At 45.3% G+C, this 12,798-nt stretch carries 10 protein-coding genes; 6 read left to right on the forward strand and 4 right to left on the reverse strand.

Translation table 11 applies throughout. The annotated features are described in order from the left end of the window. Positions 1–100 precede the first annotated feature (100 nt). The 4 genes from QUA10_RS04405 (at position 101) to QUA10_RS04420 (ending at position 3,912) form a co-directional block, all read left to right on the forward strand. Positions 101–964, forward strand: a complete 864-nt coding sequence (locus QUA10_RS04405; RefSeq protein WP_333081399.1) for a DUF2382 domain-containing protein — start codon at positions 101–103, stop codon at positions 962–964. Positions 965–1,185: 221 nt separating this feature from the next. Continuing rightward, entirely contained in the window at positions 1,186–2,079 is an 894-nt protein-coding gene (locus QUA10_RS04410; RefSeq protein WP_333081400.1) for a DUF2382 domain-containing protein, read from the forward strand. 391 nt (positions 2,080–2,470) lie between these two features. Further along, the gene (locus QUA10_RS04415) at positions 2,471–2,956 is read left to right on the forward strand and encodes a glutathione peroxidase (RefSeq protein ID WP_333081401.1); all 486 of its coding nucleotides are present in this window, start codon (positions 2,471–2,473) and stop codon (positions 2,954–2,956) included. 494 nt (positions 2,957–3,450) lie between these two features. After that, entirely contained in the window at positions 3,451–3,912 is a 462-nt protein-coding gene (locus QUA10_RS04420; RefSeq protein ID WP_333037110.1) for a VOC family protein, read from the forward strand. Between the two features lie 93 nt (positions 3,913–4,005). Here the strand turns inward: QUA10_RS04420 and QUA10_RS04425 are convergent, their stop codons facing one another. The 4 genes from QUA10_RS04425 to QUA10_RS04440 form a co-directional block, all read right to left on the reverse strand. Beyond that, entirely contained in the window at positions 4,006–6,591 is a 2,586-nt protein-coding gene (locus QUA10_RS04425) for a PAS domain S-box protein (RefSeq protein ID WP_333081402.1), read from the reverse strand. A gap of 131 nt (positions 6,592–6,722) precedes the next feature. Beyond that, positions 6,723–6,998, reverse strand: coding sequence for a hypothetical protein (locus tag QUA10_RS04430; RefSeq protein WP_333081403.1), 276 nt, complete (start codon positions 6,996–6,998; stop codon positions 6,723–6,725). Positions 6,999–7,664: 666 nt separating this feature from the next. After that, positions 7,665–9,803, reverse strand: a complete 2,139-nt coding sequence (locus tag QUA10_RS04435) for an ATP-binding protein (RefSeq protein WP_333081405.1) — start codon at positions 9,801–9,803, stop codon at positions 7,665–7,667. Between the two features lie 147 nt (positions 9,804–9,950). Continuing rightward, entirely contained in the window at positions 9,951–10,295 is a 345-nt protein-coding gene (locus tag QUA10_RS04440) for a slr1659 superfamily regulator (RefSeq protein ID WP_333081406.1), read from the reverse strand. 451 nt (positions 10,296–10,746) lie between these two features. Here QUA10_RS04440 and cynS point away from each other — a divergent pair, with 451 nt between their 5' ends. Together cynS and clpX are read left to right on the forward strand one after the other, a co-directional pair. Further along, a complete protein-coding gene (gene cynS / locus QUA10_RS04445) occupies positions 10,747–11,190 on the forward strand; it encodes a cyanase (protein ID WP_333081407.1) in 444 nt (147 codons plus the stop codon). A 227-nt stretch (positions 11,191–11,417) separates the two neighbouring features. Next, positions 11,418–12,797, forward strand: a complete 1,380-nt coding sequence (gene clpX / locus QUA10_RS04450; protein ID WP_333081408.1) for an ATP-dependent protease ATP-binding subunit ClpX — start codon at positions 11,418–11,420, stop codon at positions 12,795–12,797. Position 12,798: the final 1 nt, after the last annotated feature.

Here is a 12,798-nt window from a genome sequence, read left to right on the forward strand (position 1 = left end):
TATTAAACAACCTAAATTATACACTTCTGACTTTAGGGAGAGGGAAGTTAGCGAATTAATTTCTACTATTAATTTAAGTAGAGCAAAGAGGAAAAAACACATGGCACTTCAAAGATTAGCAGAATTTTATCCTAACTATCAGGAAGAGATTTTTGCTGGAGACGACATCAAGGGATTTGATGTTTATGCTGGCGACTCGGATGAAAAAGTAGGCACCGTTTATGATGCTTTGGTTGATGACACTGGTCGTTTCCGCTATCTGGTAATTGATACCGGTATTTGGATTTTTGGCAAAAAAGTATTGTTGCCAATCGGCTCGGCCCGCTTCGACTACGGAGCCCGTCGCGTCCACGCCACAGGCCTTCGCAACAAAGCTCAAGCAGAACAATTGCCAGCTTACAATGAATTAGAAGCAGTAGATTACGATCGCGAAGAACAGGTAAGAGGCGTGTACCGCAATCAAGGAACTGCCGCCGCTGCAAGCACTGCAACTCCTGCTAGCTACGATCGCAGCAGCTACAACTACGATATCGACCGCCCCCTCTACGAAACCAACGAACAGCAGCACCAAAATCTCAAGCTTTATGAAGAACGCTTGATTGCCAACAAACACCGCGCAAAAACAGGCGAAGTAGCAGTTGGCAAGCGCGTGGAAACTGAAACAGCGCGAGCTTCAGTACCCATTGAAAAAGAACGAGTTGTAATCGATCGAGTAACCCCGGTAGAAGCGGGTCGAGTAGTTTCAGTCGGTGAGGCTGACTTCCAATCAGGGGAAGTTGCACGCATGGAAGTCTACGAAGAAACTGCCGACATCCACAAGGAAGCTTTCGTGCGCGAAGAAGTCAATATCAGAAAAGAAGTTGTTCGCAGCACGGTTGAGGGCGAAGAAACCTTGCGTCGTGAAGAATTAGACGTTAAGACTGATGGAACTGCGGTTGTAGATAATACAAATCAAAAGATCTAAACCAACCGCAACAGCTATTGCATAGGAATTGCGCCTTAATGACATAATTCTGTCACCGCGCAGGTTTGATTGGATTGGTAGCGATCGCACAATTCCTATGTGAGCGGCGGGGGGGGTACAAAACTTGTCTAGTTTTGGCAACGTTTATGCACTTTCCCCGCCTTTACCAATTTCCCCTTACCAATTCATAATAAAAATCCCTAAGCAGGAAAGTTTAAAAAATGAACGGTCAAGCATCAGCAGAAAAGATAGCAACTGCTAAATCAATAACCCGTCTCAACCGGGTTCCTGAAAAAGTCAGAACTAAGCTAAAAAGTTTTACCGTCAAAGACAACCAAGGTCACTTGGTCGGCAAAGTTAAAGATGTCTATTTTGATGCTAACGGTCAGTTGAATTTTGTGGTGACCGGGTTAGGTAGCGAAAATACCCGCACTTTTTTATTAAGTATTAAGCTGCTCAAAAAAGTCGATTATCACCAAAAGTCGCTGTTCGTAACTATTAATTCGGATCAAGTCGATATGCTGCCGGTAATGTCGGCTAATGGCGCGCATCCGTATTTAGAAAATGCCTCTGAAACGCATAGTGAATTTAGCAACAGTGAGTTAACAAATCCCTCAATAGATATGTCAAATCTAACAGATGCCGATCTCACAGATCCCAATTTGGAGACAGATGAGGATGAGGAAAACTTCGATATTGTCGATCAAGAAGTAATTCGCCTGCTAGAAGAACGATTGGTGATCAATCGCAGCAAGCGCAAAGTCGGCGAAGTCATAGTGCGTAAAGAAATTGAAACTCGGATGGTACAAGTACCCATCCAGTGGGAAAAGCTGATTGTCGAACAAGTCGGCGACGATCCGAAGGTGTTGGCCGAAATAGATTTAGGAGAGGGAAACATCACCGGTATAGATTTGACGGAGATTAAGAGCGATCGCCATGAACCGACAGTTAAGGCTGAATTTACCTCTGTGCAGAAAGCTAGCAGGATCTTAAATTCGATCGCATCTCAACCCCGTCACGGTTGCGTCAAAGTCCGCCTCGAACTCGTTCTCGAAGACAAGCAACTTGAGGATACTTACCAAAAATGGATGACGGAACACCACTCAGAGAGTTAAATTTTTTGTGCTTTTCCCTGTAGATTTTAGCTATTAGCGAGAAACTTAAATCTAATAGCTGACTGGGGGGATATAGTAATCCTTGCAGGAGTCGTAAACTTTTTACCCCACCCCAACCCTCCCCTTATCAAGGGGAGGGAGTAAGAAATTCACCAATGATTTAGGATTGCTATAGATGCTGTGGCGAAAGTTCACCGCTATCTACTAAGATAGTGTTGGGTAAATTAACCGGAATTTTGATACGGGCGGGTTCACTAATATCTATAATGTAAGCCTGATATCCGTCAGCCCGCCCCGACCAGGATATTGAAATTTTTAGCGATCGGCATCTAGACAAAATTTTACCGACTTGGGGTAAAATTGTGGTGGTAAAATTTAAAAGTATTTGAAAATGCCAAGCACAATCTCCGACATTAAAGTAAAAACGATCGCAGGCGAAGACAAGCAGCTAGGAGAGTACGCTGGCCAGGTACTCTTGATAGTTAATGTAGCCTCGAAATGTGGCTATACACCTCAATACAAAGGGCTCGAAGAATTGAGCAAGAAGTACAGCGAGGCTGGACTCCGTGTTTTAGGATTTCCCTGCAACGACTTCGGAGGTCAAGAACCCGGAAGTAATCCAGAAATCGTCAATTTCTGTACTACCAAGTACGGCGTAACCTTTGAATTATTTGACAAAGTACGGGCTAAAGGTACTCAGCAGCACCCGCTGTACGCTAAGCTTACGAATGCAGTCGATCCCAAGGGTGAGGTTTCCTGGAATTTTGAGAAATTCTTAGTTAGCAAACAGGGTGAAGTGGTTGCCAGATTCCGCAGCAGTGTTGGCCCCGATTCGCCAGAACTAATCGCTGCTATCGATCGAGAATTGGCGAAATAAGAAGTTCGGCAACTAAGCAGTGTACAGGATTTAACTGATTTAACGGATGGATGTTTAGGGAAGAGGGAAGAAATTAATAGGCTTTTTTTCCAATAAGTTGAAAGCTATTTTTTTCTTCTGCTCTTCCCCCTTGTGTGCAAGCACTAAACCATAAACAAATACCGATGATTGTATTTAATTGGAGAACGGTTTAATTTAATGGAAAATACATCGGGATTAGATTTAGTTGTAGGTGTACTTGCCTTCGCAATTCTGGCAGGTGGTCTGGCCATGCTATTTGTAGGCATGGCATCGTTTCCTAAAGAAAAATAATACTAATGGATAGTATGTGCGATCGCACGACCCGAATAAAAGTGTTGGTAGTGAGGACTGAAGTCTTCCTAGAAATCGGATGGCAGCAGTCCTCACTACCAACTTAAAATGATTATTTTACAGGGCATCATCTGAATAAATCAAACTGCATTCAATTTGAACATTCGCAATTGATGACAATCATGCAAACTACCGAAAACAACGTCAAAATTGTCCTCGCGCCGGGGAATTTGCGCCGCGTTCACCATATCGCTTTAAACGTGCGCGACATGAAAGCTTCCCGGCACTTCTACGGTACAATTCTCGGCCTGCACGAACTAACAGGCGCAGAAATTCCCGCAACTTTAACAGAAATGGTAGCCGCTGGTAAAGTCGCTAATTTCGTTACCCCAGACGGTACTGTTATTGACTTATTTTGGCAGCCCGACTTGGAACCGCCAAACCCAGACCCGGAGAAAGCTTTTACCCGCGCCAACCACTTAGCCTTCGACATCGATCCGGCTTTGTTCGATCGCGCTCTGGAAGTGCTAAAGTCTAATCAAATTGCGATCGACAGCGGCCCCGTCACTCGCGCTACAGGACGCGGCATTTACTTTTACGATCCTGATGGATTTATCATCGAAATCCGTTGTGATCCAGTTTAAACACTCGCTATCGGTTTCTCTGTAGTCCGTCTGCACCCTACATTTACTCTTTGGATTGCGGTAATCCGTAAACATCCTACCTTTAGAGTTGTTTTATTTTCCGTCTTGGCTAATAGGTTGCTTCGGCCAAGTAAACCGAAAAGTTGCTCCCTCACCTTCAGCAGATTCTATGGAAATACTGCCTCCTTGACCTTCGACAATTTTTTTCACCAGCGACAAACCAATCCCAGTATTTTCTACTTTATCGCGAGCTTCCAAGGTCTGAAAAATTACAAAAACTTTATCGTGATATTGAGGATCAATTCCGGGCCCGTCATCCTCAACAGAAAACTCGTAAAAATCATCTAACTCTTTAACCGAGATTTTGACGTGACCCGATTCAGCTCGGTTGTGCTTAATTGCGTTGCTAATTAAATTAGAAAAAACCTGTTGCAACAGCAATATTTCTGTCACAAAAGTTGGCATTCCCGGTTCAACTTTCACCTCAAATCCAGAGGGTGGCGCCAACGAGTCAATAATTTCGGCTAATAAATTCTCAACTTTTACCATTTCTGAAGGCACTTGAATTCGTCCGACGCGGGAATATTGCAGCAGTCCCTCAATCAAACCTTCCATCCTGTGAACTCTGCCACGGAGCAGGTTCATTTGGTGCAGAGTATCCTCTGTCATCGACTCGCTGAGGTCTTCTTCTATCCAACTGCTGAGATTTGCGATCGCCCTGAGTGGCGCTTTCAAATCGTGAGAAACTACATAAGCAAACTGGTCTAATTCTTGATTCCGCTTTCTTAAAACATTCGTCGTTTGAGCCAGATTTTGGGCTGTTAACCTCAATTCTTGAGCGCGCAACCGCAGCGATTCCTGCGCTTGTTTGCGATCCCTAATATCTTCAACCACACTCATCAGAAATTGAGTGCCATTTTGTTCTCGCAGCAGCGAAACCGTCAAGTTTGCCCACACCAACTCTCCGTCTTTGCGGATGTAGCGCTTTTCCAGAGAGAAATTTTCAATTTCTCCTGCTAACAATTGGCGCACAAGTTCCAGTTCACTTGCCAAATCTCCAGGCCAAGTAATATCCTGAAATTTTTTCTCCACCAATTCTTGGCGGCTGTAGCCCAAAATTTCGCAAATTTTTTGATTGACTAACAGAAATTTGCCTTCCACACTCGCTTGAACCATGCCGACTGCGGCCTGCTCAAAAGTAGCGCGAAACCGCTGGGCGCTTTGGGCTAAAGCAATTTCTGAGCGTTTGCGATCGCTAATATCGTTGCTGATTTCCAAAATAGCAACCGGTTGATCTTGATCGTCGTACTGCAAAGTCCATCGGCTTGCCACCGTTATTTTTGTCCCGTCTTTCTTAGTTCGCACCAGTTCTCCTTGCCAAGAACCCTGCTCGAAAAACACTTTTTGAATGGCCTCAAAAGGTTGAGTCCATTCTGTTTTTAAAAGCTTGTGGATATTTTTTCCTATTGCTTGCGACTTCCGCCAGCCGTAGAGCCACTTTGCCCCGGAATTCCAATAAGAAATTGCCCCATTCAAGTCTAGTACCGCGATCGTATCGTTGGCCAAATCCAGCATTTGTGCTTGCTTTCGCAGAGTTTCCTCGGCTTGTTTTCGTCCTCTGGCATCGCGGCAAATCGCAATAAACAAGTGTTGATTTGCCAGACGCATTTCGCTGATAGCTAACTCCATCGGAAACTTAGTTCCATCGTGGCGAATTCCAACTGTTTCTTGCTGGTAAGTCTTCAGCGTAGTATCTGGATGTAACACAAAATATTCGACCGAATAATCCCCCACGCTGTTGTACGGCTGCGGTTGAGCTATCAGTCGCCGCAGGTTAGAGCCAATTATTTGATCGGCTTTCTCGCCAAAAATCTTTTCTGCTGCCTTATTAAAAGACTCAATATTTCCCCCTGCGTCCAAAGTGATAATCCCGTCAGCCGCATTGTCTACCACAGCTTGAATGCGACTTTTAGTTTCTTCCAAGCCTGCTTCCCGCTTCCTCAACTCCTTCTCTAAAGCATCAAATAAATACCAGGAAGCCCCTGCTCCCAAACAGCCGAAAAGCAAACCAGCAACTTGCACAAAATTAGTGAAATCTATCAAACCCCGTCTTTGCTCATCTAGAGCTTTCTGGTAGGCTTCGCCGGCATTAGCAAACACATTAATTTTTGCACGCAGGTTATCCCTCCTCAATTTGCCTTGAGTGAACACCTCAATTATTTCCGGCGACTGCAAGCTTGTTGCCGAACTGTCGAGCTTATTCAAAGTGTTTTGCAAGAAATTTATATGCTGTTCGGTACTTTTTTTTATATCTTCAAATCGCTGAGCTTGCAGTTTGTTTTCTTGAACCATAACCTTGAGTTTAGCCAGCAGCGGAGGCAAACTCTTCTTGGCTTCTAAGTAGGGTGAGAGAAATGCGGGGCGCTTCGTCAAGCCGTAACCTCGAATGCCCGTTTCCGCATCCACCACAAGGGTTAACAAGCGGTTAGTTTCCTGAAGTATTGCCCTATTAGTATCTCCTCGCTCTCTTATCTGTATGGTAATCTCTCGGAGGGCTGCAATTGCTAGCAGGGAAGCAAACAGAAAAATAATGGGGATAGCAACGATGATTGTTCCCCGCTGGCGAATTGGTCGGTCTGTCCATACAAAGTGGAGGCAGCGATCGAGCAAATACTTCACGGATATTGCAGGAGAAAGTTTGCTGCCAGTATATCGCTTTTTGGCAGTTTAGGCTATGAATAAGTTTGTTTTGTTTGGTTTGACGATCGCCGGGGACTAACCGTGGAAACTAGATTAGACCCCTGCTATAGCTACCTGCTGACACTAACAGCAGATTTTTTGGCACGGTGTTTAAACGGAGGCAGGGAGAAAGAAAGGACTTTTTTCGACACCGAGACAGCAGGCGAAGCAGAAAGGATCGTTTCTGCTTTACCTTCGTTTTCGCCTTCGGCTTCTGCTTTTAAACTAGAGTCTGTTTCGCCAGTGTTTGGAACACTTGTAACTACAGTAGTCCACCTGCCTGTAGCCGGATCGCGATAACAAGTAAAAGGGTTTATTTTTAGTGGTTGACTGCAAGGTTTAATCATGTAGATGCACTCCTTTGATTCTGAGAAATTGTGCATTGCTTTCAGCAGCAGTGCTATCTCGCCCGTAGAAGCAGTATGAAGGCAAAAAGCAGAATTGTGTTTCTGCGTCCAGAGACTTTTGAAACTTCCTGATTTCCTGTTAAATTTTGCCTTCTACTGCTTCGCGACCATAGCATTACTTTTACCAAATTGCCTTTCTGGAAGCAACCCCCCACCGCCTTAATTAGGTTGAAGTGGGAATTGTGAATGCAGCGAGGCCCCCGATCGTGCCTGCAGGACAATCTTGGAATAATATAGGTATTCTAGGCTGAAAAAAAATGCTACTGTGTGATCGACAACAGAGGTCGATCGCGATCGGTGTCACAATTAAGAAGGGAATTGGTAATTGGTAATGGGTAATATCATTTCCGGTTACACTCATACATGATGTTGGCGGTTGACGGTTGACTGTTCACTCTCAACAGTCAACCGTCAACCGTCAACTCGAGTTTACTATTCCGATGCTAACGGATTTGATATAATTGGGAATGGGAAAATGGGTAATGGGGAAATTATTCCATTTTTGCCTATGAGTTAAATCGGTTAAATCCGGTACACCATTTCTGGAAAAATCCCCACCCGTTAAATCCCTTAAATCCGCTACATTGATAGTTACCCAACTTGCTTCTAACTAATATCAACTTTTGTCTTTAAATGAACAGTAAAAGTAGAGCCAACCTCCAACTCACTCTCAACAGTTATATCGCCACCCATCATCTGGCAAAACAAGCGGCTAATGGCCAATCCTAAACCGGTGCCACCGTACTTGCGAGTAGTCGAAGCGTCCCCTTGAATAAAAGGTTGAAACAAATTCTGTTGTTGTTCAGCCGACATTCCTATCCCCGTATCAGATACCTGCAAATACACCCAATCGCTATCGCCGGCTGGTTCGCGAGTCGCACTCAACAGCACCGTGCCACCTTCGGTAAACTTCAGGGCATTCGAGAGTAAATTGAACAGAATTTGCCGGACTTTAGTCAAATCTGCATACATCACTCCCAAATTTTCAGAGCAAGAAACTTGCAATTGATTGTGATTTTTTTCGACCAAAGGGTGCAAAGTTGCAACAACTTCTTCTATTAAATTACTGAGGTCAAATTTTTCTAAATAAAGCTCCATCCGACCTGCTTCTATCTTAGAAAGGTCTAGAATATCGTTAATTAAAGTCAGCAAGTGTTTGCCGGCGTTATAAATTTTTTGGGTATCGGGAATGATCTCTTCGAGTCCCGATTCCCGTGCTTCTTCTTGTAGCATTTCGCTGTAACCGATAATCGCGTTGAGGGGCGTCCGCAGCTCGTGGCTCATATTGGCTAAAAAAGTGCTTTTAGCTCTCGAAGCTGCTTCAGCTTTGTGTAAGGCTTCTTGCAAGGCTATTTCGGCTCTTTTGCGCTCGGCAATTTCGATGCGGAGCAGTTTATTGGCGGTGGTGAGTTGGGTGGTGCGCTGATCGACGGTCATTTCTAGCTGCGCTTTGGCTTTGGAGAGTGCTTCCTGAGCCCGCTGGCGCTCAAATCCTTCGATCGCCAGTGCTACCAAATTTGCCAAAGAATCAGCGAAGGTGCGCTCCTCCAGAGCCCACTGGCGGGGCGCGCCGATATGTTCGAGAGAGAGGATGCCCACGATCTGGCCGCCGAGCCTAATTGCTACATTTAATATGGATGAATTCGGCTTGCTGGCATTTGGCAGCACACCGGAATGTTCGGCTAGGGAAGATGAGTGGGACAAATTTGTTTGTAGAGAGTTTTGAGTCTTTGTCGTAGGTTCTAAAGCATTGTCCGATCGCAAATTTTCGCCCGGTGCGTCGCCTTCAACATCTAAAATTGATAAATTTAAATCGCTTGCCGATATGCACTCCCGGCTCAAATGATTCTCTTGGGTGCGATCGTACACGTCGAGACAAACTAATTTGAGGTTGGGGATTTTAAACTTAGAATGATTAACCCCCTCGTTTTGATCAGGGGTAGCGGCCTCTGTATCGAGTGGCTCTGTTTGGTTGTGGGCGAGCACTCTTTCGGTAAAATTTAGCTGCTGATCGCTGGGGTAGCGATTTCCAAATCTTCCATGGTTGTAAAGCCAGACGCTGACTTTTTCCACATCCAAAGTCCGGGCAGCAGCCTCAGTAATTTCGCGAATTCCCACATTCAGCGCACCGCTGTTGAGAGTCCTCTGCCTACCTAGCTGCAACAAAGCCAAACTCTGGCGGCGGAGACGCTTTTCGCTTTCTTGGAGGGTTTGTTCTGCTTCCTTGCGCTGGGTGAGGTCGTACAAGACGCACAATGCCGTCTGCTGCCCGTTAAACACCAGCGACTGAACCGAGATCATCGCCCAGAAAGCGGTGCCGTCTGATTTTTTACAGTGGAGTTCGTAGTTTTGCAGGTATCCCTCTTTAGCAAGTGCCTCAAGTACGTTTGGGCGATCGGCGGGGTTCAAGTAAAAGTCTGGAGTGCTGCAGCCGATCAATTTTTCTAGGGGTATGTTCAGGAGAGAAGCCAATTGAGCGTTCGCATACATAATTAAGCCGTCACAGAGGCGAGAAACTAATATCGGCACCGGAGTTGCCGAGGCGATCGCCCGAAACTGCTCTTCGCTTGAACGCAGCGCCAACTGAGCTTTGCTCAGCAAGTGAGCTTCCATCGTATCTGAATGTTCGGTGGTAGTCTCCAGCAAAATTTCTAGGTCAACCTTTTCGCGCTTCAAGTTTTCAAGTTCCGCACTCAGCCGCTGAACGTCGAAAAGTAGCTGTTCTGTGGATGGTTCTTCCTGCATAGCAATTGAAAATTGGTAATTTTTAGTCGGTTCTGAAGTTTTTTAGGGTTTCGTGCTAGTTTAACTATGACTTATTGCGATTAACTTCAGCCACCATTATCTTGGTTCTCGGACTTAGCCGGGGATTCCTGTTTACCTTTTTCGTTATTATTCCAATTCTAAGTGCAAGGAAGGCATCAGCCGCTGCAAGTTCTTCAGGGATTTTATCTGCCAGGGGATCTGTTTAGAACCTTTGATGGCGATTTGAATATTTTTTTGCTGGCGCACTTTGATCACAAATTTTGAGACAATATTAATTCCAGAACTATTTAAAAATTCTAGCTTTCGCAAGTCTAGAGTAACGGTGTTTGGGCAGGAGTCAGCCACTTCGTTGAGCAGATCGACGATCGGTTCGTATTCTTCCGCCTGGCTGAGTCGGAACGAGCCGCTACAGGTGACTGTTTGCGTAGCGCGATCGTACTGGATCGTGTAATCTTTGGTCTGAATCTCCATACTTTTGTCAGTTGCCGGTTTTGAGTGGTAAAGGGGCTTGCCTGCGTGAGCGAGGATTGAGCTTCAGGCTAGCACGATCAAAATTCAGCCGTTTGCCCAATGCCGAATGCCTTGGCTTGTGTAACTTTTATTACATATACTGCCAACTGTACCATTGCCAAAGGGCAGTTATGAGTTATTTTAGGATTTATCAGTTGTGTGAGTTGTGATACCAGTTGGCAAAAAGAATGCAACTGTTGACTAGCTCCAAACCCTGATAGTCATCAGTCATTGCCAACCTAACATCTCAAATCTCAAATCTCAAATTGTATGAGTTGTGGGTTGACGAGAGCGGCTTTTGCTGATGATCCGAGCTATCAATTGGATTTTATTCTCAACTTGGTATTGACAAAATCCCCAAAACATGAGAGATATTTCACATCTGACACTGGAGTGAAGGGGAGAATATTTAATGGCAATTTCAGGAATTACAGAAAAGCTTTTGGCTGCTAAAAAAGCTCAAGGAATTAGTTTTGCAGATTTGGAAAAAGTTTTGGGGCGCGACGAAGTTTGGATTGCGGCCGTTCTTTATCGTCAAGCTACCGCATCAGCAGATGAAGCCGAGAAAATTATCTCGGCTTTGGGGCTAGATAGCGAGACGGCTGCGGTTCTCTGTGAACCTTCCTTAAAAGGTTCTTTGGAATCCCCGGTTCCAGTTGACCCTCTGATTTATCGTTTCTATGAAATTATGCAGGTTTACGGGATGCCACTCAAAGCAGTGATTCACGAAAAATTTGGTGACGGGATTATGAGCGCGATCGACTTTACTATGGATGTCGAGAAAGAAGCAGACCCAAAAGGCGATCGAGTGAAAATAATTATGTCGGGAAAATTTTTGGAATACAAAAAATGGTAAGCCCGTGCGGCTTTATTTTCAAGTGAAAATGAAAAATTCAAATTTGCTCGAATGACTCGTGACTAATGACTAAAGCCTCAAAAGTGTTAACTTAGAAATAGAGATCGCGAAGCTTGACTGGCTTGGGTGTCCGATCGGGAAACCCTTCTAGGGCAAAGCTAAGGTCGCTCCCGCGGCAACTTCCCCAGTCGAAACAAGCAACCGCAACCGTAAATTAAGAGGCAAATATGTCAAAATATGACTCCCATCTCAGATGCTCCTTTTGCGGCAAGTCGCAAGAGTACGTCCGCAAGTTAATAGCTGGGCCCGGCGTATACATTTGCGATGAATGCGTGGAACTGTGCAATGAAATTTTAGAGGAGGAGTTCTTTGACTCCAGTAAAACAATTGGTCAACAGATTCCCCAATCAGAGGTGCGAGAGTCTCAGGGACAAGGAACCAGGCGTCCGGGTCGATCGAATAAATCGAAAATTGTTTTAGCTCAAATTCCGAAACCAACAGAGATTAAGCAGCATTTAGACAACCACGTCATCGGCCAGCATTCAGCAAAAAAAGTTCTTTCTGTAGCAGTTTACAACCACTACAAGCGCTTGAGCGTTGACCAAGCTAAAGATAGCGAGAAGTCTTCCCCTGACAGCGATGTAGAACTGCAAAAATCCAACATCCTGCTAGTCGGGCCCACAGGTTGTGGCAAAACTTTGTTAGCGCAAAGTTTGGCGCAAATGCTCGAAGTTCCCTTTGCGGTAGCGGATGCGACGACACTGACAGAAGCTGGATATGTCGGCGACGATGTAGAAAATATCTTGCTGCGGCTGTTGCAAATGTCCGATTTTGATGTCGAATCGGCGCAGCGGGGCATTATTTATATTGATGAAATTGACAAGATTGCTCGCAAAAGCGAAAACACTTCGATCACTAGGGATGTATCGGGAGAAGGAGTTCAGCAAGCGCTGCTAAAAATGTTGGAAGGAACAGTGGTTAACGTTCCCCCGCAAGGCGGCCGCAAACATCCTTACCAAGATTTTATTCAAGTTGACACTAGCAAAATTCTATTTATTTGTGGCGGTGCTTTTGTCGGTTTGGAAAAAATAGTTGAACAGCGTTTGGGTAAAAAATCTTTAGGCTTTATTCAGCCAACGGAAAGCGACAGCAACTCGACTTTGCCGGCGAAAGACAAGCGGGCTGCTGATATTTTGCAGCAGGTACAGCCGGACGATTTAGTCAAGTTTGGTTTAATTCCTGAGTTTGTGGGGCGGATTCCGGTGGTAACGGTAATTTCGCCGCTGGATGAAGCAGCTTTGATGCAGATATTGACCGAGCCCCGGAATGCGCTGGTGAAGCAGTATCAAAAGCTGTTGAAGATGGACAGCGTGGAGTTGGAATTCCAGCCGGAAGCGCTACGGGCGATCGCCCAGGAGGCCTATCGACGCAAAACTGGCGCGAGAGCTCTTCGCAGCATTTTAGAGGAGTTAATGCTGGATGTGATGTACGAGTTGCCTTCTCGCAAGGATGTGGCTAACTGTATGATTACTCCTGAAATGGTCGAGAAGCGATCGACTGCTGAATTGCTGTGGCATCCCGCATGGCGGCAGCACGAAACTGCATAAT

Origin of the sequence: Microcoleus sp. Pol8_D6, assembly GCF_036700965.1 — a bacterium.
GTDB lineage: Bacteria > Cyanobacteriota > Cyanobacteriia > Cyanobacteriales > Microcoleaceae > Microcoleus.

What these genes read in the sequence shown, in the direction of transcription:
- QUA10_RS04405 (WP_333081399.1), top strand. Translation starts at nt 101, where the DNA reads ATGGCACTTCAAAGATTAGCAGAATTTTATCCTAACTATCAGGAAGAG.
- QUA10_RS04410 (WP_333081400.1), top strand. Translation starts at nt 1,186, where the DNA reads ATGAACGGTCAAGCATCAGCAGAAAAGATAGCAACTGCTAAATCAATA.
- QUA10_RS04415 (WP_333081401.1), top strand. Translation starts at nt 2,471, where the DNA reads ATGCCAAGCACAATCTCCGACATTAAAGTAAAAACGATCGCAGGCGAA.
- QUA10_RS04420 (WP_333037110.1), top strand. Translation starts at nt 3,451, where the DNA reads ATGCAAACTACCGAAAACAACGTCAAAATTGTCCTCGCGCCGGGGAAT.
- QUA10_RS04430 (WP_333081403.1), bottom strand. Translation starts at nt 6,998, where the DNA reads ATGATTAAACCTTGCAGTCAACCACTAAAAATAAACCCTTTTACTTGT.
- QUA10_RS04435 (WP_333081405.1), bottom strand. Translation starts at nt 9,803, where the DNA reads ATGCAGGAAGAACCATCCACAGAACAGCTACTTTTCGACGTTCAGCGG.
- QUA10_RS04440 (WP_333081406.1), bottom strand. Translation starts at nt 10,295, where the DNA reads ATGGAGATTCAGACCAAAGATTACACGATCCAGTACGATCGCGCTACG.
- cynS (WP_333081407.1), top strand. Translation starts at nt 10,747, where the DNA reads ATGGCAATTTCAGGAATTACAGAAAAGCTTTTGGCTGCTAAAAAAGCT.
- clpX (WP_333081408.1), top strand. Translation starts at nt 11,418, where the DNA reads ATGTCAAAATATGACTCCCATCTCAGATGCTCCTTTTGCGGCAAGTCG.